Annotated in this window: 19 protein-coding genes and 1 other RNA gene; 4 read left to right on the top strand and 16 right to left on the bottom strand. The window is 68.1% G+C overall.

What is annotated here, in order from left to right:
* Positions 1 to 3: 3 nt before the first annotated feature.
* The 7 genes from NFE57_RS03850 to NFE57_RS03820 form a co-directional block, all read right to left on the bottom strand.
* Entirely contained in the window at positions 4 to 876 is an 873-nt protein-coding gene (locus tag NFE57_RS03850) for a CheR family methyltransferase (protein ID WP_252134242.1), read from the bottom strand.
* Positions 873 to 1,946, bottom strand: coding sequence for a chemotaxis-specific protein-glutamate methyltransferase CheB (cheB, locus tag NFE57_RS03845; protein ID WP_252134241.1), 1,074 nt, complete (start codon positions 1,944 to 1,946; stop codon positions 873 to 875). The genes NFE57_RS03850 and cheB overlap by 4 nt, the downstream gene beginning before the upstream one ends.
* Positions 1,947 to 1,959: 13 nt before the next feature.
* Positions 1,960 to 2,325 (bottom strand): response regulator, encoded by a 366-nt coding sequence (locus NFE57_RS03840; protein WP_252134240.1) that lies wholly within the window; start codon positions 2,323 to 2,325, stop codon positions 1,960 to 1,962.
* Between the two features lie 65 nt (positions 2,326 to 2,390).
* The gene (locus tag NFE57_RS03835) at positions 2,391 to 2,819 is read right to left on the bottom strand and encodes a chemotaxis protein CheW (protein ID WP_252134239.1); all 429 of its coding nucleotides are present in this window, start codon (positions 2,817 to 2,819) and stop codon (positions 2,391 to 2,393) included.
* Positions 2,816 to 5,152 (bottom strand): chemotaxis protein CheA, encoded by a 2,337-nt coding sequence (locus tag NFE57_RS03830; RefSeq protein ID WP_252134238.1) that lies wholly within the window; start codon positions 5,150 to 5,152, stop codon positions 2,816 to 2,818. Before NFE57_RS03830 ends, NFE57_RS03835 begins: the two co-directional genes overlap by 4 nt.
* Positions 5,153 to 5,207: 55 nt before the next feature.
* Positions 5,208 to 5,852, bottom strand: coding sequence for a histidine phosphotransferase family protein (locus NFE57_RS03825; protein ID WP_252134237.1), 645 nt, complete (start codon positions 5,850 to 5,852; stop codon positions 5,208 to 5,210).
* Entirely contained in the window at positions 5,849 to 6,316 is a 468-nt protein-coding gene (locus tag NFE57_RS03820) for a M67 family metallopeptidase (RefSeq protein WP_252134236.1), read from the bottom strand. Before NFE57_RS03820 ends, NFE57_RS03825 begins: the two co-directional genes overlap by 4 nt.
* 17 nt (positions 6,317 to 6,333) lie before the next feature.
* Here NFE57_RS03820 and NFE57_RS03815 point away from each other — a divergent pair, with 17 nt between their 5' ends.
* The 3 genes from NFE57_RS03815 to mtgA are packed head-to-tail and all read left to right on the top strand — an operon-like array spanning position 6,334 to position 8,980.
* Positions 6,334 to 7,284, top strand: coding sequence for an RluA family pseudouridine synthase (locus tag NFE57_RS03815; RefSeq protein WP_252134235.1), 951 nt, complete (start codon positions 6,334 to 6,336; stop codon positions 7,282 to 7,284).
* 52 nt (positions 7,285 to 7,336) lie between these two features.
* The gene (gene rpoH / locus NFE57_RS03810; RefSeq protein WP_252134234.1) at positions 7,337 to 8,239 is read left to right on the top strand and encodes an RNA polymerase sigma factor RpoH; all 903 of its coding nucleotides are present in this window, start codon (positions 7,337 to 7,339) and stop codon (positions 8,237 to 8,239) included.
* Between the two features lie 39 nt (positions 8,240 to 8,278).
* Positions 8,279 to 8,980, top strand: coding sequence for a monofunctional biosynthetic peptidoglycan transglycosylase (gene mtgA, locus NFE57_RS03805; RefSeq protein ID WP_252134233.1), 702 nt, complete (start codon positions 8,279 to 8,281; stop codon positions 8,978 to 8,980).
* 97 nt (positions 8,981 to 9,077) lie between these two features.
* On the opposite strand, the gene NFE57_RS03800 is transcribed toward mtgA, so the two are convergent.
* The 4 genes from NFE57_RS03800 to NFE57_RS03785 form a co-directional block, all read right to left on the bottom strand.
* Positions 9,078 to 9,884: a transporter gene (locus tag NFE57_RS03800; protein WP_252134232.1), complete on the bottom strand. Its 807-nt coding sequence runs from the start codon at positions 9,882 to 9,884 to the stop codon at positions 9,078 to 9,080.
* Positions 9,885 to 9,894: 10 nt separating this feature from the next.
* Entirely contained in the window at positions 9,895 to 10,218 is a 324-nt protein-coding gene (locus NFE57_RS03795) for a YbaB/EbfC family nucleoid-associated protein (protein ID WP_252134231.1), read from the bottom strand.
* The gene (locus NFE57_RS03790) at positions 10,218 to 11,882 is read right to left on the bottom strand and encodes a DNA polymerase III subunit gamma/tau (protein WP_252134230.1); all 1,665 of its coding nucleotides are present in this window, start codon (positions 11,880 to 11,882) and stop codon (positions 10,218 to 10,220) included. The genes NFE57_RS03795 and NFE57_RS03790 overlap by 1 nt, the downstream gene beginning before the upstream one ends.
* Positions 11,883 to 12,152: 270 nt before the next feature.
* Entirely contained in the window at positions 12,153 to 12,797 is a 645-nt protein-coding gene (locus NFE57_RS03785; protein WP_252134229.1) for a cation efflux transmembrane domain-containing protein, read from the bottom strand.
* A 68-nt stretch (positions 12,798 to 12,865) separates the two neighbouring features.
* Here NFE57_RS03785 and NFE57_RS03780 point away from each other — a divergent pair, with 68 nt between their 5' ends.
* Positions 12,866 to 13,270, top strand: coding sequence for a MerR family transcriptional regulator (locus tag NFE57_RS03780; protein ID WP_252134228.1), 405 nt, complete (start codon positions 12,866 to 12,868; stop codon positions 13,268 to 13,270).
* Positions 13,271 to 13,379: 109 nt separating this feature from the next.
* Here NFE57_RS03780 and ffs read toward each other — a convergent pair.
* From ffs to NFE57_RS03755, 5 genes are all read right to left on the bottom strand, one after another.
* Positions 13,380 to 13,475, bottom strand: an RNA gene (ffs, locus tag NFE57_RS03775) — signal recognition particle sRNA small type.
* A 37-nt stretch (positions 13,476 to 13,512) separates the two neighbouring features.
* Positions 13,513 to 14,385, bottom strand: a complete 873-nt coding sequence (gene bla, locus NFE57_RS03770; protein ID WP_252134227.1) for a class A beta-lactamase — start codon at positions 14,383 to 14,385, stop codon at positions 13,513 to 13,515.
* On the bottom strand, positions 14,385 to 14,720 hold the full coding sequence (locus tag NFE57_RS03765) for a 2Fe-2S iron-sulfur cluster-binding protein (RefSeq protein ID WP_252134226.1): 336 nt from the start codon (positions 14,718 to 14,720) through the stop codon (positions 14,385 to 14,387). Before NFE57_RS03765 ends, bla begins: the two co-directional genes overlap by 1 nt.
* Complete coding sequence (locus NFE57_RS03760; RefSeq protein ID WP_252134225.1) at positions 14,717 to 15,814, bottom strand: cysteine desulfurase family protein; 1,098 nt, start codon at positions 15,812 to 15,814, stop codon at positions 14,717 to 14,719. The genes NFE57_RS03765 and NFE57_RS03760 overlap by 4 nt, the downstream gene beginning before the upstream one ends.
* Positions 15,811 to 16,884, bottom strand: coding sequence for a cysteine desulfurase family protein (locus NFE57_RS03755; protein ID WP_252134224.1), 1,074 nt, complete (start codon positions 16,882 to 16,884; stop codon positions 15,811 to 15,813). Before NFE57_RS03755 ends, NFE57_RS03760 begins: the two co-directional genes overlap by 4 nt.
* Positions 16,885 to 16,889 lie beyond the last annotated feature (5 nt).

Genomic DNA, 16,889 nt, shown 5'->3' with positions numbered 1-16,889 from the left:
CGCTCAGCCTGCCTGGACCAGCCGCACCGGCGTGCCAGTGCAACCGGTTGCCTCATAGAGCCCGCGGAAGGCGGGGCTCGGCCGGAACGCGTCGGTCTGACCGATCACCGTTTCGCCCGCGCCGAGCACCAGCAACCCGCCGGGGCGGATCACCTGTGCAAAGGCATCGAGGATCTGCCGCCGCAGCTCCGCCGCGAGATAGAGCAGGACGTTGCGGCACAGCACGATATCGAAACGACCGACCGGCGGCGCGTCATTGACGAGATTCTGACGACGAAACTGGACCTGGCGCAGCAACTCGGGCCTCGCGACCCAATCAGCGCCGTCGCGTTCGAACCATTGCATCATCCGCCTGACGGGCAGTCCACGCTGGATTTCGAATTGCGAATAGCGGCCGTCGCGCGCGCGCGCCAACGCGGCATCGGACACATCGGTCGCGAGGATGTCGGGCACGGCAAGCCCTTCGTCTTCGGCCTGTTCGTTGAACAGCATCGCGAGCGACAGCGGCTCCTGCCCGGTCGAACAGCCCGCCGACCAGATCCGCACCCGTCGGCCAGGATGCTCGCGCGCAAAGCCGGCGGCGGCATCGGCCACCATCTCGATGACCTGTAGATCGCGGAAGAACGAGCTTTCCTGGTTGAGCAGGGCATCCACGACCTCCCCCGCCAGTTCGGGCGACCGGCCGTTCAACATTTGGGTCACCAGCATGTCGATATTCTCCAGCCCGCGGGCGCGCAGCACGGGCTTGAGCGCGGTTTCGATTCGCCACGCCCGGCTGGCGTCGATCTGCTGGCCGGTGCGCGATTCGAGCAGCGCCGTGATGACGGCCATCGCCCGGCTCGACCGGATCGGCCCGGACGGGATCACAGCAGTCATGGCACTCTCCGCCGCGCGACGACGACCTGCCCGATCACGTCGGGCGGCAATATTGCTGAGGCGATCCCGGCATTGGCGACCGCGCCCGGCATGCCCCACACCACCGAACTCGCCTGATCCTGCGCGATGACGCAGCCGCCGGCGTCGACCACGGCACGGGCGCCCTGAGCGCCGTCACGCCCCATCCCGCTCAACACCACCGCCAGCGCACGCGCGCCGTAAACCTGCGCCACCGACGCGAACATCGGATCGACCGAGGGCATACACCCGCTTTGCACGGGCTGCCGATCGAGCCGGACAGCCGCCCCCGTGCCCGAACGGACCACCCGGATATGCGCGTCGCCCGGCGCCAGCAGCACGCGGCCGGGGGTGAGCCGCATATGCTCGGCGGCGACCGCACACGGCCTTCCCGCAAGCATCGCGATCTGCGCGGCGAAATAGGGCATGAACGAGGCCGGCAAATGCTGGGTGATCAGGATCGGCAGCGAAAAATCGGGCGGGATCGCGCGCAGCAACCGGCTGAGCGCGTGAATACCCCCGGTCGAAGCGCCGATCGCGACGACATCGAAATCATCTCCTTGCGCGAGCGGTAATGGCGATGGCGTCGGCGAGCTGGAATCGTTGGGCCGCGTGTGCACGAGGCGGCCGAGCTTGGCGGCAAGCAGATCGGCGAACGGGCCGAGTTGCGCACCGCTCTCGGGCTTTTCGAGCGTGTCCGCCGCACCCAGCGCGAGCGCCTGGATCGCCGCCGCGCCGCCATCGTGAGCGCTGGACGAGACCACCAGAACCTTGGCGCCCTTCCCCGCAGCGAGGATGTCGGGCAGCGCCGACAGACCGTCGGTGCCGGGCAGTTCGATATCGAGCAGCACGATCTCGACCTGATGATCGGCAAGAAAGGCCAGTGCCGCCCGCGCATCCGATACCGCGCCGACGACCGTGAAATGATCGCCACTGTCGATCATGCGGCCGATCACCGCGCGCGCAACGACCGAATCGTCGACGATCAGGAGCCGTGCGGGTGCGCCGCTGGCCGGAGTGGGTCGGGGTGCCTCGCGCGGCGGGGGCGACATGAGCGCTCGTCGATCAGGCCATGCCGACGATCTGGAGTTTGCTCTCGAGCGTCTCGCGATCGAACGGCTTCATCACATATTCGTCGGCCCCCGCCTCGATCGCGGCGCGGATATACGCCATGCCGTTCTCGGTGGTGCAGAAGACGACCTTGGGCCGCTGCGCAAACGCGCGCTCACGCAAGGCCCGCAGGAAATCCATCCCGCTCATCACCGGCATGTTCCAATCGAGCAGGATGACGTCGGGCGCGCTGGCGATGCAGGCGTCGAGCGCCTCGCGGCCATCGCCGGCTTCGGTGACCTCGAAATCAAGCGTTTCGAGGATGTGGCGAGCGACCTTTCGAATGACTTTCGAATCGTCGACCACGAGACAAGTTTTCATCTAACCGCACCCTGTTATAACCCCGGGGATCGATCTGTGCCCGAATTCCGTAATCTTACCGTTAATTAGGCCGCCGCAGCGAGGCCGGGCACCAGCGCACGCAAATCGATCGCCAGCACAGGCTCGCCCTGGACTTCGATCAGCCCGGTGGCGATGCTGCGCCAGCCGGCTTCGAGCGCAATGCCGCCGGTGAGCGGCTGGAGATCGTACACGGCGACATCCTCAACCCCCTCGACCAGCATCGCATAGGGGTGGCCGTCGATATGCGTGATGACCGCGCGGCGCGCGGCATCGCCCGGACACGGCAGCCCGAGCGCGACGCACGAATTGATGACGGTGACGACACGGCTGCGCAGCGCGGCCAGACCGCGCACACGGGCATCGGCACGCGGCACCGGGGTGACGATGCCGATATCGACCACCGATTCGACCTGATCGGCGCCGATCGCGACCGCGCGGCCACCGATCTCGGCGATGAGGAACAGCCCGTTCATGCGCGTGCCTCCAGGCGATGGCTGGCGAGCGCGCCAAGCAACGCGGTTCGATCGTAGCGGTAGATGCTGCGCGCATCGGCGCCGTCACGGGTGCGGCTGAGCCGGACCAGCGGCGCGGCGGCGTGATCGCCGATCGCATCGTCGTCCATCGCGAGCACCACGGCGGCGGTTTCACCCGGCTTGAGCGTGGCGGTGACACGGTAGCCAGCGCGTTCGAGCACCGGCCGCAGGAAGGTCGCCATCCACGCTGCCTCGCGCCCGGCGATAAGGCAAAGCGGCGCATCGCTGACGCCATCACCATCGATCTGGTCGGCGAACAGCCAGTGGATGTCGAGCATCTCGATCTGGTCGTCGTCGAACGCGATCACCCCGGCAATCGGGCCGGGCTCGCGCGCGATCGCCATATCGAGCGGTAGATCGGTGATATCGAGCGCCTCGGCGATCGCATAGCCGATCTCATGCTCGCCATCCTTCATGCGGATGACGTGGATCTCGCCGCGCCCCTCGAACGCTCCCTGCGCGGCGAGCGGGATCATCCCGCCATCGATCGACAGCCGCAATCGCCCGCCTTTGTGCTGGATCGCATCGGTCGCAATCGGTTCGACCCGGTCGATCGCGGCCAGCGGCACCGCGCGGCGCACGCCATCGAGATCAACGAACAGCAACGCGGGTTGCATCGTCTCGCCGGCAGGCTCCGCGTCCTCGACATCGTCATTCGCCGCAAGATCACGGGTGAAGACGAACCCCGCCGCATCGGCCAGCCCCGCGCAATCGAGCAACAGCATCGGCGTGCCGCTGTCGGGCAGCGTCAGCCCGGCATAGACGCCCGACGCCATGATCGCGGGCGGCGCGGGCTTGATGACCAGTTCCTCGTTATCGAGCAGGCTATCGACGGCGATCGCATAGCTACCGCCCGAAACCCCGACGATCATCAGCGTTTCGGGATCGGCATCGTCGGCACCGCCAAGGCCGAGCAGGTCGCCCAGCGCAAGCATCGGCAACCGCCGATCGCGCACGGTGGCGATCGCGGCGCCGCCCACCCGATCGATCCGCACCGCGCCGCCGACGCGCACGGTGACGATCTCTTCGATCGCCTGACGTGGCACCGCAAAACGCTGCGTCCCCACGCCGACGACGATCGTCGGGATGATCGACAGCGTCAGGGGGACGTGGATCGCGATCCGCAAGCCACGGCCCGGATTGTTGGCGAGTTCGATCCGGCCGCCGATCTGCTCGATATTGGCGCGGACCACGTCCATGCCGACGCCGCGCCCCGAAATCGCGGTCACCTGCTCTTTGGTGGTGAGACCGGGCTCGAACACGAGATCGAGCCGTTGGCGTTCGGTCAGTTCGCGCAGCTCGCGTTCGCTGCGCACGCCATTCTCGACGAGGCGGCGGACCAGCTGATCGGTGTCGATGCCGCGCCCGTCGTCAAGAAACTCGATGATGATCTGGTTGCCCGACTGGCGTGCCGATACGGTGAGCCGGCCGGTTTCGCGCTTGCCGGCGGCGCGGCGTTCGGCGGGCGTTTCGATGCCGTGATCGAGCGCGTTGCGGACGATATGACCCAGCGGATCACGGATCATCTCGATCATTTCGCGATCGAGCTCGACATCGCCGCCTTCGATTGAGAGCGAGACCGACTTGCCGAGCCCGGCGGCGGTATCGCGGACCATCCGCGGCAGCGCCGAGAACAAGGCGTCGATCTTCTGCATCCGGGTGCGCGTGACGGTCTCGCGCATCTCGGCAACGGTGAGCGACAGTCGTTCGAGCGACGCCTCGACCAGCGGATCGGGATCGACGTCCTCGCGCAGGCGGCGGGCGAGCTCGTTGCGCGCCAGCACCATATCCGACATCCCGCTCATCATCCGGTCGAGCAGATCGACCGACAGGCGGACGCTGCGCGTCGCGGCGCGGCGGATCGTCTGGTGCGGGGCGCCATCGGCGCCTGCCGGCGTGGCCTCGATCGAGCCGTCGAGCGCGGCGATCAGCAGGTCTTCGCCCGAATCGCCCAGCGCCTGTCCGCTATCGATCGCCTCGACGATCTCGCCGATCCGATCGACAATCGCGAGCACCGCGTTGACCAGCGCCCGATCGGGAACGCGCGCCCCCGACCGCACCGCCGCCAGCACGTCCTCGGCCGCATGGCTGAGCCGTGCAAGCCGGGGCAGATCGAGAAAACCGCAGCTTCCCTTGACGGTGTGGACGAAGCGGAAAATGGCATCGAGCCGGTCGCGATTGGCGGGATCGGCCTCCCACGCGACGATCTCGCCCGAGAGCGCTTCGAGCGTCTCGCGCGTTTCGGCAATGAATTCCTGTAGCAGATCGTCCATGAGGCCCCGCGCTTTGGCGGGGATCAGCTATGGTGCCGAACGGTTAAAGAGCGGTTTACCCAGCCATCGAGACGCCGAAGAGGAGCATTTCAGCGTCCGGATCGGACACCTGGATCGTACCGCCCGCCGCCGCCGCAAGCGATGCGGCGAGATAGGCCGCCGCCGCGCGCGGGGCATCGACGGGATTATCGAGCGTACCGACAAGCGCGGCGCGCAATTCGGGATCGAGCACGATCCGTGGCCCCTGCCCGCGCACCACGATCTCGACCTGGCCGTCGTCGCGCAGCTCGGCGCCGATATCGAGCTGGCCACCGCGCACCAGCGCATCGCCCGCGATCAGCGCGAGGTTGAGCAACACCTTGATCGCGGGCTTGGGCAGCGCTGCTTCCTCGACCAGCCAGCCGATCTCGAGCCGCTTGGCGTCGCCGAACAGCCCTTCGATCGCGGTCCGCGCTTCACGCGTGTCGATCGTCTCGCCGAAGCCGCCCGCCGCACCGAAGGCGAGCCGGAAGAATTTGAGCTTGTTGGCCGATGCGCGCGCGCTCTCGGCGAGCAGGTCGAGGCAGCGTGCGCGCATATCGGGATCATGCTCGTCAGCCAGCAGTTCGAGCCCGTTGTTGAGCGCACCCACCGGGCTGAGCAAATCGTGGCAGAGGCGGGAACACAGCAGACTGGCAAAATCGACCGGACTGATCGTCATCGGGTAAATCGCTCCCGAACCAAGGGGTTTTCGTCGCGACCTTGTGGCGGAGCGGGGCTCGACGCGCAAGGCGCCACCGCCAGCTCGACCGGATCGAATCCCCGTCCGTCGCGCCGCGCGCGCCAGGCCCGCACCGCACCGCCGCCGACGATCACCCACAAGGCGCCATCGGGGGCCGCCGCGGCGGCATCGCGCGCCGAAGGTTCGGCCGGACCACCCGGATGCGAATGATAGCAGCCCGCGATCGCCGGGCCACCGGCTCGTGCGGCGCGGTGCGCGGCGAGCAGGGCAGCGGGATCGATCTCGAAACTGTCGACGGGGTCGGCGGCGACGTTGCGGCACGCTTGCACGGCGTCGATCGCCTGCGGGGACCCGAACAACAGCCCGCACACTTCCAGCTTCGGCGAGGCCGCCGCCTCATCGATGATGCGCTGCAACAGCGCTCTTGAAATCCGTACCTCCATCGCCATCTCCCTAGGACATGGACGGGGGCGTTTCCATCATCGACGTAGCGATCGCCGAGACGGCCCAGGGCTGGCGGCTCGACCGCGCCTTGACCGAGGCGATCCCCAATCTTTCACGCGAGCGCGTCAAGGCGCTGATCTCCAGCGGCCAGGTGCTGGGCGCCGATGGGGTCGCGATGCGCGATCCGTCGCGCAAGGCGACCGCCGGCCAACGCTTTTCGATCACCGTGCCCGACCCAAAGCCCGCGCATAACGTGGCGCAGGCGATCGCGCTCGACGTGGTTTTCGAGGACGAGCATCTGATCGTGGTCGACAAGCCCGCCGGGCTCGTCGTCCATCCCGCCGCCGGCAATCTCGACGGCACGCTGGTCAACGCGTTGCTCCACCATTGCGCGGGCCAGTTGAGCGGGATCGGCGGGGTCGCCCGGCCGGGGATCGTCCACCGCATCGACAAGGACACCTCGGGGCTGATCGTCGCCGCCAAGCACGATCGCGCGCATGTCGGACTGGCGAAGCAGTTCGCGGCGCATTCGATCGACCGGCGCTATCAGGCGATCGTCGCCGGCCGTCCCAACCCGATGACCGGCACGATCGACGCGCCGCTCGCGCGGTCGCCCGCCAACCGCAAGAAGATGGCGATCGTCGCGGGCGGCAAGCGCGCGGTGACGCATTATCGCACGCTCAAGCTGCTGCGCGAGGCGGCGCTGGTCGAGTGCCGGCTCGAAACCGGGCGCACCCACCAGGTCCGCGTCCACATGGCCTCGATCGGGAACCCCTTGCTGGGTGACCCGGTTTATGGTAGAACAAAACCAGCTCATCGGGTCATTCTGGAAACGATGGGTTTCCGACGGCAAGCCTTGCACGCGGCGCATCTGGGGTTCATTCACCCCGTCGAAAGCCACGCTTTGTCCTTCGATAGCGAATTACCTGCAGACATGCAGGAACTGTTCACGTCACTTCTCGTATAGTTTTCATGCGACAGCGCAGCAGCGTTGGCGCCGGTTCAGGGAGACAATGATCATGGCCAGCGGCAGCAACGTCCCCGCGACGATCCCCGCACTCGGCGGCGAGGCGAGCCTCAACCGCTATCTCGCCGAGATCAAGAAATTTCCCATCCTGCAACCCGAGCAGGAATATATGCTCGCCAAGCGCTTTCAGGAGCATGGCGACACCGAGGCGGCGGCCCAGCTCGTCACCTCGCACCTGCGGCTCGTGGCCAAGATCGCGATGGGCTATCGCGGCTATGGCCTGCCCGTTTCCGAGCTGATCTCGGAAGGGAATATAGGGCTGATGCAGGGCGTGAAGAAATTCGAGCCCGATCGGGGTTTTCGCCTCGCCACTTATGCGATGTGGTGGATTCGCGCCTCGATCCAGGAATTCATCCTGCGCTCGTGGAGCCTCGTCAAAATGGGCACCACCGCCGCGCAGAAGAAGCTGTTCTTCAACCTGCGCCGGATGAAGGCCAAGCTCGACGCATTCGAGGACGGCGACTTGAAGCCCGAGGACGTCGCCAAGATCGCGCGCGATCTCGGCGTCACCGAGGACGAGGTGACGAGCATGAACCGCCGCATGGCGATGGGCGGGGATACCTCGCTCAACGTCCCCATGCGCGAGGACGGCGAAGGCCAGTGGCAGGATTGGCTCGCCGACGACAGCCCGTTGCAGGACCAGATCGTCGCCGATGCGCAAGAGGCCGATGTCCGCCACGAGATGCTCGTCTCGGCGATGGACAATCTCAACGATCGCGAGAAACACATTCTCACCGAGCGGCGGCTGACCGACGATCCCAAGACGCTCGAGGAACTGAGCCAGGTTTATGGCGTCAGCCGCGAACGTGTCCGCCAGATCGAGGTGCGCGCGTTCGAGAAGCTGCAAAAGGCGATGATGCGGCTTGCGGGCGAAAAGCGTCTGATCACGGTCTGAATCGTTTCGTCGACGGATCGAACACGCTACAGCGCGGGGATGGCGACATCCCCGCGTTTTTCGTTTCGGCGACTCTGCTGGCTGATCCTCAAGGTCGTGCTCTGGTTCGTCGTGATCTCGGTGGCGTGGGTGGCGCTGTATCGTTTCGTGCCGCCGCCAGTCACCTTCACGATGCTGGGCAATGCGCTCGACGGACGCGGCATCCACAAGGACTGGATGCCGTTATCTCAAATCGACCCCGACATGGCGCGCGCGGCGATCGCGGGGGAGGATTCGAAATTCTGTTCACATAACGGCTTCGACTTCACGGCGATCGAAACCGCCTATCGGCGCAACGCGAAGGGCGGGCGGATCCGGGGCGGCTCGACGATCAGCCAGCAGACCGCCAAGAATGCCTTCCTGATCCAGGGCGGCGGCTATCCGCGCAAGGCGCTGGAGGCGTGGTTCACGGTGCTGATCGAGACGATCTGGGGCAAGCGCCGGATCATGGAAGTCTATCTCAATATCGCCGAGACCGGGATCGGCACCTATGGCGTCAATGCGGGCGCGCAGCGCTATTTCGGGCACGACGCCTCGCGGCTGAGCACCACCGAGGCCGCGCGGATCGCGGCGGTGCTGCCGCTGCCCAAGAAGCGCGCGGCGATCGCGCCGACCGGGTTCACGCGCCGCCACGGCAATGCGATCGCGCGGCGCAGCGGCGTGGTGCGGCGCGATGCGCTGGATGCCTGCCTGCGGCGTTAGGAGCGCCGCACCGGCCCGCTCCCCCGCCCGGCCACCCATCCAGTCTGATCCTGTGGGTGGCCGCGTGGGGGAGCGGGCCGGTGCGGAACTCAAAATCCTAGAATCTCCGGGATAGCCCGACGTAGAGTTGAACGTCGTTTGATGCGTTGTTGAGGCCGAGGTTGGTGCCCATATCGACCTGAAGGTCGGGCGATGCCATCCAGCCGAGCGAGACGCCGGCCAGCGCCTCGGTGCTGTGACCCGCCGGATCGTTGTCGCGCACGACCGCGGCTTCCAGCGATGCACCCACCGCATCGCTCAGGGAGAAACCCAGCCCGACGACCCCGCCGTAAGCGAGGTGACGGCCGTTGCGGTCCTCGTCCACCGCCGCGGCGACCGACGGGGTCAGCGCGAACGAGATCGCACCACCGGGATCGAACGCCATCGGCGCCAGCAGGCCTACCCCCACGTCCCCCGCACCGATCGCGTCGCCGCCGGTCGGGAGCGTGACATAGGGCATGACCGCGAGGCTGGTGCCCGAGCCGTCGGGGTTGCGCAGGTTGCGACGGACCGCAATCGTGACGTCGCCGACCGAGCTTTCGTCCGCCGACAGCCCGCCGCTGCGGACATTCACATGCCCGAAGGCGGTCCAGCCGAGCTGGATCTCGGTGTGGTCGCCGGCGCCCCAGCGCAGCAGAACGTCGCCCGCCGCGACCGTATCGGTGCGGCTGCCGGCATCGCGGTCGCGCGTCCAATCGCCCAGACCCAATTCGAGCTGGAACCGGCCGGGATCGAGCGTGCACGCGGGCGTGCCGAGCCCGGGGCGGTCCGAACAGAAAGCGCGCGCGGGCTCGTCACCGGCCCGGGCCGGCGTGGCGATGGCCCCGCACAGGGCGATGGCGGCGAGCGTGACGCGACCGCGCATCGCGATCCGATCAGAACGGGAGCTTGAAGCCCGGCGGCAGCGGAATGCCCGAGGTCATCTTGGACATTTCCGCATTGGCCGCGAGATCGGCCTTGGTACGCGCGTCGTTGATCGCGGCGGCGATCAGATCCTCCAGCATCTGCTTTTCGGACGGCTGCATCAGCGAATCGTCGATCTGGAGGCCGATGATCCGGCCTTTGGCCGACGCCTTGACCTTGACCAGCCCGCCCCCGGCGGCACCCTCGACCTCGATCGTATCAAGGCTGTCCTGCGCCTTTTGCAGCTCGGCCTGGACGTTCTGGGCCATCGCCATCATCTCTTCGAGGCTCTTCATCACGCTTCACTCCGTCTATTCGTTTCCCATGCCGTCACCTCGGCTTCGGGGAAAGCATCGAGCGCGGCCTTTACCACCGGCGTCGCTTTCACCCAATCAAGCTCGTCGGCCTTTTGTTTCGCCTCGGCCTCGCGCACCGAGGGCGCGCCCGGCGCATCGTTGGTCGTCACCTTCCAGCGCTGCCCGGTGGCGCGCAGCAGCCCGGCGGTAAGATCGGCGACGAGATCGGCGGGCAAGGGCTTGGCCGAGCTGAGCACGATATCGGGCGGTTCGTAGGCCACCACGCGCGCCGAAATCTTGAGCTTTTCGGACAGCGCAATCTGGCCGTCGCCGTCGAGCAACGCGATCACGCCATCGAAATCGGCGGGCGGCGCGGGTGGTTCCTCTTCTGCCGCCGCGCTGGGCTCGGCGCCGGACGCAGATGCGGCCGCGGGCGTCGAGGCGGCGGTCGGGGCCAGCGGCCCCTCCCCCTTTTCCATCCGGCGTGCCAGCTCGCCCGGATCGGGCAGGCTCGACGCATGGATCACGCGCAACAGCGCCATTTCGGCCGCCTCGATCGGCAGCGACGCGCGAGCGACCTCGTCATGCCCCTTGAGCAGCAATTGCCAGAGCCGGTGGAGCGCGGGGAACGAGAGCTTGCTCCCCCATTCCTCATAGCCGTGGCGTTCTTCGGCGGGTTGCGCAGGATCGGGCGGCGTGCCGAGCTTGACCAGAGTGATCCCATGGACGGTTTCGAGCAACGCACGCAGCACCGCTTGCGGATCGACGCCGTAATCATATTGGCGCCGGAGCGCCGCGAGCGCGCCCGGCGCATCGGCGGCGAGTACGAGGCCCATCAACTCACGCATCGCACCGCGATCGGACAGGCCGAGCATCTGGCGGACCGCCTCCGCGCTGACCCCGCCGCCTTCCATCCCGGCGTGGGCGATCGCCTGATCGAGGATCGACAGCCCGTCGCGTGCCGAGCCTTCGGCAGCCCGCGCGATCAGCGCCAGCGCCTCGGGTTCGGCCTCGACGCCTTCCTGTTCGGCCACCCAGGCGAAATGCGCGCCGAGCTTGTCGGTCGAAATACGGCGCAGATCGAAGCGCTGGCAGCGCGACAGCACCGTCACCGGCACCTTGTTGACCTCGGTGGTGGCAAACAGGAATTTGACGTGTTCGGGCGGCTCCTCAAGCGTCTTCAACAGCGCGTTGAAGGCGTTTTTTGAGAGCATGTGGACTTCGTCGATGATGTAGATCTTGTAGCGCGCCGACACTGCCGAATAGCGCGAGGCATCGATGATCTCGCGGACGTCGTCGACCCCGGTGTGGCTTGCGGCGTCCATTTCGATCACGTCGATATGGCGCCCTTCGGCGATCGCACGGCACGGCTCGCACACACCGCACGGATCGATCGTGGGACCACCCTCGCCATCGGGGCCGATGCAGTTGAGCGCCTTGGCGATCAGCCGCGCGGTCGAGGTCTTGCCCACCCCGCGCACCCCGGTGAGCAGAAAGGCGTGCGCCAGCCGCCCGCGCTTGATCGCGTTGGCCAGCGTGGTGACCATCGCATCCTGCCCGATCAGCTCGGAAAAGGTCTGCGGGCGATATTTGCGCGCGAGCACGCGATAGGCCTGCGCCTTGGCAGGCTGGGGCGGTTCGCCGAGATCGAGGGAATCGGTCATCGGTTGCTATCTAGGCATGGGAGCGACGGATGTCGAAAGGCGTCTGCACTGGAGGGGGTAATCTGTTTCGGTGATACCGAAACAGCGGCGGTACCGGCCCGCTCCCATGACAGGGGAGCCAGACTCTAAGTTGACAAAGTTGACGCGCGGGAGGGGGTAGCGCCAAGGCGTGACCGGGGTGGACGAAATCGGCGCGATGGTCATGGTTTGTTCTATATCAGAACGCGACCGTGTAGGACAACGCTGTTCACGATTGGCTATCAGCGGCGGCTAGTCGATCAACTGAAAGACTGTCGACCGGGGCTGGCGCAGGTCGCGGCGGGCGTGGGCGATGATCTGCCACCCGCCGCTGACGCCGAGCCCGGCGAGGATCACCGCGACGATGATGTCAGGCCACGCCGTGCCGGTGCCGAACACCCCGAACGCGGCAGCGACCACCGCGATATTGCCGATCGCATCGTTGCGCGAGCAGATCCACACCGAGCGGCGGTTGGCGTCGCCTTCCCGGTGGCGCCACAGCATCAGCGCACAGACGAAATTGGCGACCAGCGCGAGCGTGCCGATCGCCCCCATCGTGTCGGCCTCGGGCAGCCCGCCCGCCACTATCATCCAGAGCGTGCTGGCGAGCACCACCGAGCCGAGCGCTACCAGCGACGCACCCTTGAGCAATGCCGCGCGGGCGCGCCAGTGCAGCGCGAGCCCGGCGACGCCGAGGCTGATCGCATAATTGGCGCTGTCGCCCAGAAAATCGAGCGCGTCGGCCTTGAGCGCGGCCGAACCGGCGGTGACGCCGGCGACGATTTCGACCCCGAACATCGCGGCGTTGATGCCGAGCGCGATCCACAGCACGCGGCGCCACGCTTTATCCTGCGCCGGAGCCGGCTCCTCGCATCCTCCGCAACATCCGCCTGCCATGGCCACCGCCCGTTTTTTGTCCGCGATGATCGGGCTATACGGGCTGTAGCAACTACAGGGTCAAGCGCATGGCGTTGACGATCGGCGATCTCGGCAAGGCGACCAACACCAAGGTCGAGACCATCCGCTATTACGAGCGGATCGGGCTGTTGCCCAAGCCGCCGCGCACGGCGGGAAACTATCGCGATTATGGGGCCGCCGCGCTGGCGCGGCTGTCGTTCGTCCGGCGCGCGCGCGATCTGGGGTTTTCGCTCGATGAGGTGCGGGCGTTGCTCGATCTGGCCGATGACCGGCGGTGCGATTGTGCCGGAATCGATAGCATCGCGCGGGCGCATCTGCGCGAGGTCGAGCGCAAGCTGGCCGATCTCGCCGCGCTGCGCCGCGAGCTGAAGGCAGTGATCGATTCGTGCCAGGGGGGAATCGTGGCGGATTGCCGGATTATCGAGGCGTTGGGGCCGAATGGGGGGCGGTGATGGTGGGATGGTTCCGCCGAGGCAGAGCCGCGTCGTCGGTCGGCGCCGGGGCGCCGCCGGCCGGGCAAGCCCCTGTTCGCGATTTAGCTGTGCTAAATCTTGGCGGTGGGCGGTGGGAGCCGGAACGACCCGGGGCGAAATCGTTGCGGCTGCTTCCTTCCGGACCTGACCGGGTTGGCGATGACCTCGTCCGCCCGACTCCCGCGCGCCATATGGGCGAGGTCGCGCGGCGGATCAAGCCGTTACGCGAGCACCGCCGCCACGACGCGCGCGACATCGGCGTGGACCGCGTTCGCCTGATCGGCGGAAAGCTTGGGCGCGTAGAGATAGGAGGCGATCAGGATCGGCGCGCGGCCCGGCGGCCAGGCGATCGCAATGTCGTTGACCGCGCCCTCCCCGCTGCGCCCGGTCTTGTCGCCGACGCGCCAGGCGGGCGGCAGGCCCGCGCGGAGCAGCGCGCCGCCGGTCTGGCCCGCGACCAGCCAGGCGATGAGTTGCGCGCGCGACGGTGGCGTCAGGACATTGCCGAGCAGCAGCGCGTGCATCAGCCCGATCATCGCTGTCGGCGTGGTCGTATCGTGGACCTCACCGGGGCCGACCAGATTGAGCGCGGTCTCGTAGCGATCGAGCCGCGACACCGGATCGCCCGCCGCGCGCATGAAGTGCGTCAGCGCCTCGGGGCCACCGATCCTGCGCAGCAGCAGATTGGCGGCGCTGTTGTCCGACCGCTCGACCGCGCCCGCGCAGGCATCGCCCACCGCGATCGCGCGCTCGGCGAGGTGCTCGCGCACCGCCGGGGCGTGTTCGAGCAGATCGGCGTCGGTGAACGGCAACCTGTCATCGAGCGCGAGGGCGCCGGTATCGACGCGCGCGAGGACCGCGGCGGCGAGCGGCATCTTGAAGGTCGAACACAAAGCGTAGCGCGAATCGGGATCGTGGCCGAGGCGGCGGCCGCTGCCGGTATCGAGCGCGGCGACGCCGAGTCGCCCGCCGGTTTTGGTCGCGATCGCCGCGAGATCGGGTGACGCCGCGACATCCTGCGGGGCCGTCGCACGGTGGCAACCGGCTGCGCCCAGCGCCATCAGGCCGCCGACGACGACGCGTCGATCGAGCATCAGCGCCACCGCATGTCGTGCGCGCCCGGCGGCATCTTTACCGTCAGGCTGTCGATCGCGTCGGTGAGCACGATCTGGCAGGCGAGCCGGCTGGTGCGCGTCGCGCCGATCGCGAGATCGAGCATGTCCTCCTCCTCCTCGCTCGGCGGCGGCAGCTTGTCGGCGTCCTCGGCGGCGACGATGACGTGGCAGGTCGAACACGCCATCTGCCCCTCGCACGTCCCCTCGAGCGGCTGGCCGTACGCCTGCGCGAGATCGAGCAGGCAATCGCCGGGCGATCCGCGCGCTTCCTCGATCCGGGTGCCGTCGGCGCTGACGAAGCGGACGCGCGTCATGCCGCCACCCGTTGCGCGGCGGCGGCGGCGATAATCCGGGTGAGCGCGGCGACCAGTTCGTCCTCCGTGGTGGTGCGGCCGAAGCCGAGGCGGATGCTCGACCGCGCCTCGGCATCGCTGAGGCCGATCGCGCGCAGCACATGGCTGGGGCGGCCCGAGCCGCTCGCGCAGGCCGAGCCGGCGGAGAAAGCGACGTCGCGCAGATCGGACAGCAGCCGGTTCACGTCGAGCCCGGCGTGACGCAGGTTGAGATTACCGTGGTAGCGCGGGGTGGCGGCGCCGTTGAGCCGCCATTGTTGGGCTGCCTCGAATTGGGCTGACGCTACCTCCCACAATCGTTCGACGTGCGCCGTGTCTTGGTCGGTCCGTGCTTTCATCAGCGCGGCGGCAGCGCCGAAACCCGCGCAGAGCGCCGGTGAGAGCGTGCCCGAGCGGCCGGGGGCCTCCTGCCCGCCGCCGTGGAGCAAGGGCTCGATCGCGACGCCGTCGCGAAGCCACAGCGCACCGATGCCCTTGGGGCCGTGGACCTTGTGGCCCGAGATCGCGACCAGATCGCACGTCTCGGGGATCGGCACCCGGCCGTAACCTTGCACGGCGTCGCACAGCATGAGCGCGCCGGCTGCGTGCGCCAGCGCGGCGAGATCGGCGATCGGCTGGATCACGCCGATTTCGTTATTGACCAGCATCGCCGCGACGAGGCCGGTGCTGGGCACAATCGCGGCGCGCGCGGCATCGCGATCGACCAGCCCGTCACCGCCCACCGGCAGGATCGTGACCCTGCGGCCACGCGCCTGCTCGGCGGCCACGGTATCGAGCACCGCGGCATGTTCGGTCGCGAGCGTGACGATCGGGCCGGTGCTGCCCTTGATCGCCCAGTTGAGCGCCTCGGTGGCGCCGCTGGTGAAGGCGAGTTGCCCACCCGGCGGCAGCAGCGCGGCGACCTGATCGCGCGCATGTTCGACCGCCGCTTTGGCCGCACGGCCCGCGCTGTGGGGCGAATGCGGGTTGGCGTGCTGCGTCTCCAGCCAGGGCAGCATCGCGGCCAGCGCCTCGGGCGCGAGCGGCGTGGTTGCCTGATAATCGAGATAGGTCACGCCGCGAAACTCCGTGTCTCGCGCGCGACCTGCCGCCAGGCGGCGATCATGCGGGCGACGTCTTCCTCGCTGGTGGTACGACCGAAGCTGATCCGGATGACCTCGCGCAGCGCGGGTTCGCGCCAGCCCATCGCACCGAGGACATGGCTCGGCTTCATGCTGCCGCTCGAGCACGCACTCCCCGCCGACACCGCGATCCCGGCCATATCGAGCCGGATCAACTGCGCCGCCGCCGCGGTGCCGCGCATCCGGTATGAGCCGATCGCGGGATGGCGCGGGGCGTTCTCGGCCAGCACCTCGCCGCCCGAGCGCCGGATCGCGTCGTCGAGCGTCGCGCGCAGCGCCGCCATGCGGGCAATATCCTCGGGTTCCTCGACCGCCGCCGCGAAGCCGAGCGCGCCGGGCAGATTCTCGGTGCCCGCGCGATAGCCGCGTTCCTGCCCGCCGGTGGGCGACAGCGTGCCGAGATCGCGCACCAGCAGCGCGCCCACCCCCGGTGGGCCCCCACGCTTGTGCGCCGAGACGACGATGAAATCGGCATGATCGATGGGCGCGGGATCGGCGCCCGCGGGCATTTGCGCGGCATCGACAAGCAGCAGGCCGCCCGCCGCGTGGATGAGTCGCGCCAGCTCGGCGATCGGCTGGCGCACCCCGGTTTCGCTATTGGCCCATTGGATCGCGACGATCGCGCGCGTCCCTTCGAGCGCGGCTTCGAGCGCGTCGGGGCGGACGAGGCCATCGCCATCGACGCCGATCATCACCGCCTCGCCCGCCGCGCGGATCGCCGAATCGTGCTCGACCGACGAGATCAGCCGGCGCGGCGCCAGCGCCCGGCCGAGCGCGATCGCCAGCGCCTCGGTGGCGCCGCTCGTCAGGATCAGATCGTGGCGCCAGCCATAGGCCTTAGCGATGCGGCGGCGCGCCTCTTCCAGCGCGGCGCGCGCGGCGCGGCCTTCGGCGTGCGGCGACGACGGATTGGCCCAGCGGGCAAAGCCTTGCGCAACGGCGGCACCAGCGGCCTCGGTCATCGGGGTGGTGGCAGCGTGATCCAGATACAGGCGATCGGCCAATCGAA

The organism is Hephaestia sp. MAHUQ-44 (assembly GCF_023806085.1).
Taxonomy (GTDB): Bacteria; Pseudomonadota; Alphaproteobacteria; order Sphingomonadales; family Sphingomonadaceae; genus Sphingomonas.
This window is presented reverse-complemented; position numbering and strand designations above follow the sequence as displayed.

Bases quoted from the DNA above. Each gene is read 5' to 3' on its own strand.
- NFE57_RS03850 (WP_252134242.1), bottom strand. From the start codon at position 876: ATGACTGCTGTGATCCCGTCCGGGCCGATCCGGTCGAGCCGGGCGATG.
- cheB (WP_252134241.1), bottom strand. From the start codon at position 1,946: ATGTCGCCCCCGCCGCGCGAGGCACCCCGACCCACTCCGGCCAGCGGC.
- NFE57_RS03840 (WP_252134240.1), bottom strand. From the start codon at position 2,325: ATGAAAACTTGTCTCGTGGTCGACGATTCGAAAGTCATTCGAAAGGTC.
- NFE57_RS03835 (WP_252134239.1), bottom strand. From the start codon at position 2,819: ATGAACGGGCTGTTCCTCATCGCCGAGATCGGTGGCCGCGCGGTCGCG.
- NFE57_RS03830 (WP_252134238.1), bottom strand. From the start codon at position 5,152: ATGGACGATCTGCTACAGGAATTCATTGCCGAAACGCGCGAGACGCTC.
- NFE57_RS03825 (WP_252134237.1), bottom strand. From the start codon at position 5,852: ATGACGATCAGTCCGGTCGATTTTGCCAGTCTGCTGTGTTCCCGCCTC.
- NFE57_RS03820 (WP_252134236.1), bottom strand. From the start codon at position 6,316: ATGGAGGTACGGATTTCAAGAGCGCTGTTGCAGCGCATCATCGATGAG.
- NFE57_RS03815 (WP_252134235.1), top strand. From the start codon at position 6,334: ATGGACGGGGGCGTTTCCATCATCGACGTAGCGATCGCCGAGACGGCC.
- rpoH (WP_252134234.1), top strand. From the start codon at position 7,337: ATGGCCAGCGGCAGCAACGTCCCCGCGACGATCCCCGCACTCGGCGGC.
- mtgA (WP_252134233.1), top strand. From the start codon at position 8,279: ATGGCGACATCCCCGCGTTTTTCGTTTCGGCGACTCTGCTGGCTGATC.
- NFE57_RS03800 (WP_252134232.1), bottom strand. From the start codon at position 9,884: ATGCGCGGTCGCGTCACGCTCGCCGCCATCGCCCTGTGCGGGGCCATC.
- NFE57_RS03795 (WP_252134231.1), bottom strand. From the start codon at position 10,218: ATGAAGAGCCTCGAAGAGATGATGGCGATGGCCCAGAACGTCCAGGCC.
- NFE57_RS03790 (WP_252134230.1), bottom strand. From the start codon at position 11,882: ATGACCGATTCCCTCGATCTCGGCGAACCGCCCCAGCCTGCCAAGGCG.
- NFE57_RS03785 (WP_252134229.1), bottom strand. From the start codon at position 12,797: ATGGCAGGCGGATGTTGCGGAGGATGCGAGGAGCCGGCTCCGGCGCAG.
- NFE57_RS03780 (WP_252134228.1), top strand. From the start codon at position 12,866: ATGGCGTTGACGATCGGCGATCTCGGCAAGGCGACCAACACCAAGGTC.
- bla (WP_252134227.1), bottom strand. From the start codon at position 14,385: ATGCTCGATCGACGCGTCGTCGTCGGCGGCCTGATGGCGCTGGGCGCA.
- NFE57_RS03765 (WP_252134226.1), bottom strand. From the start codon at position 14,720: ATGACGCGCGTCCGCTTCGTCAGCGCCGACGGCACCCGGATCGAGGAA.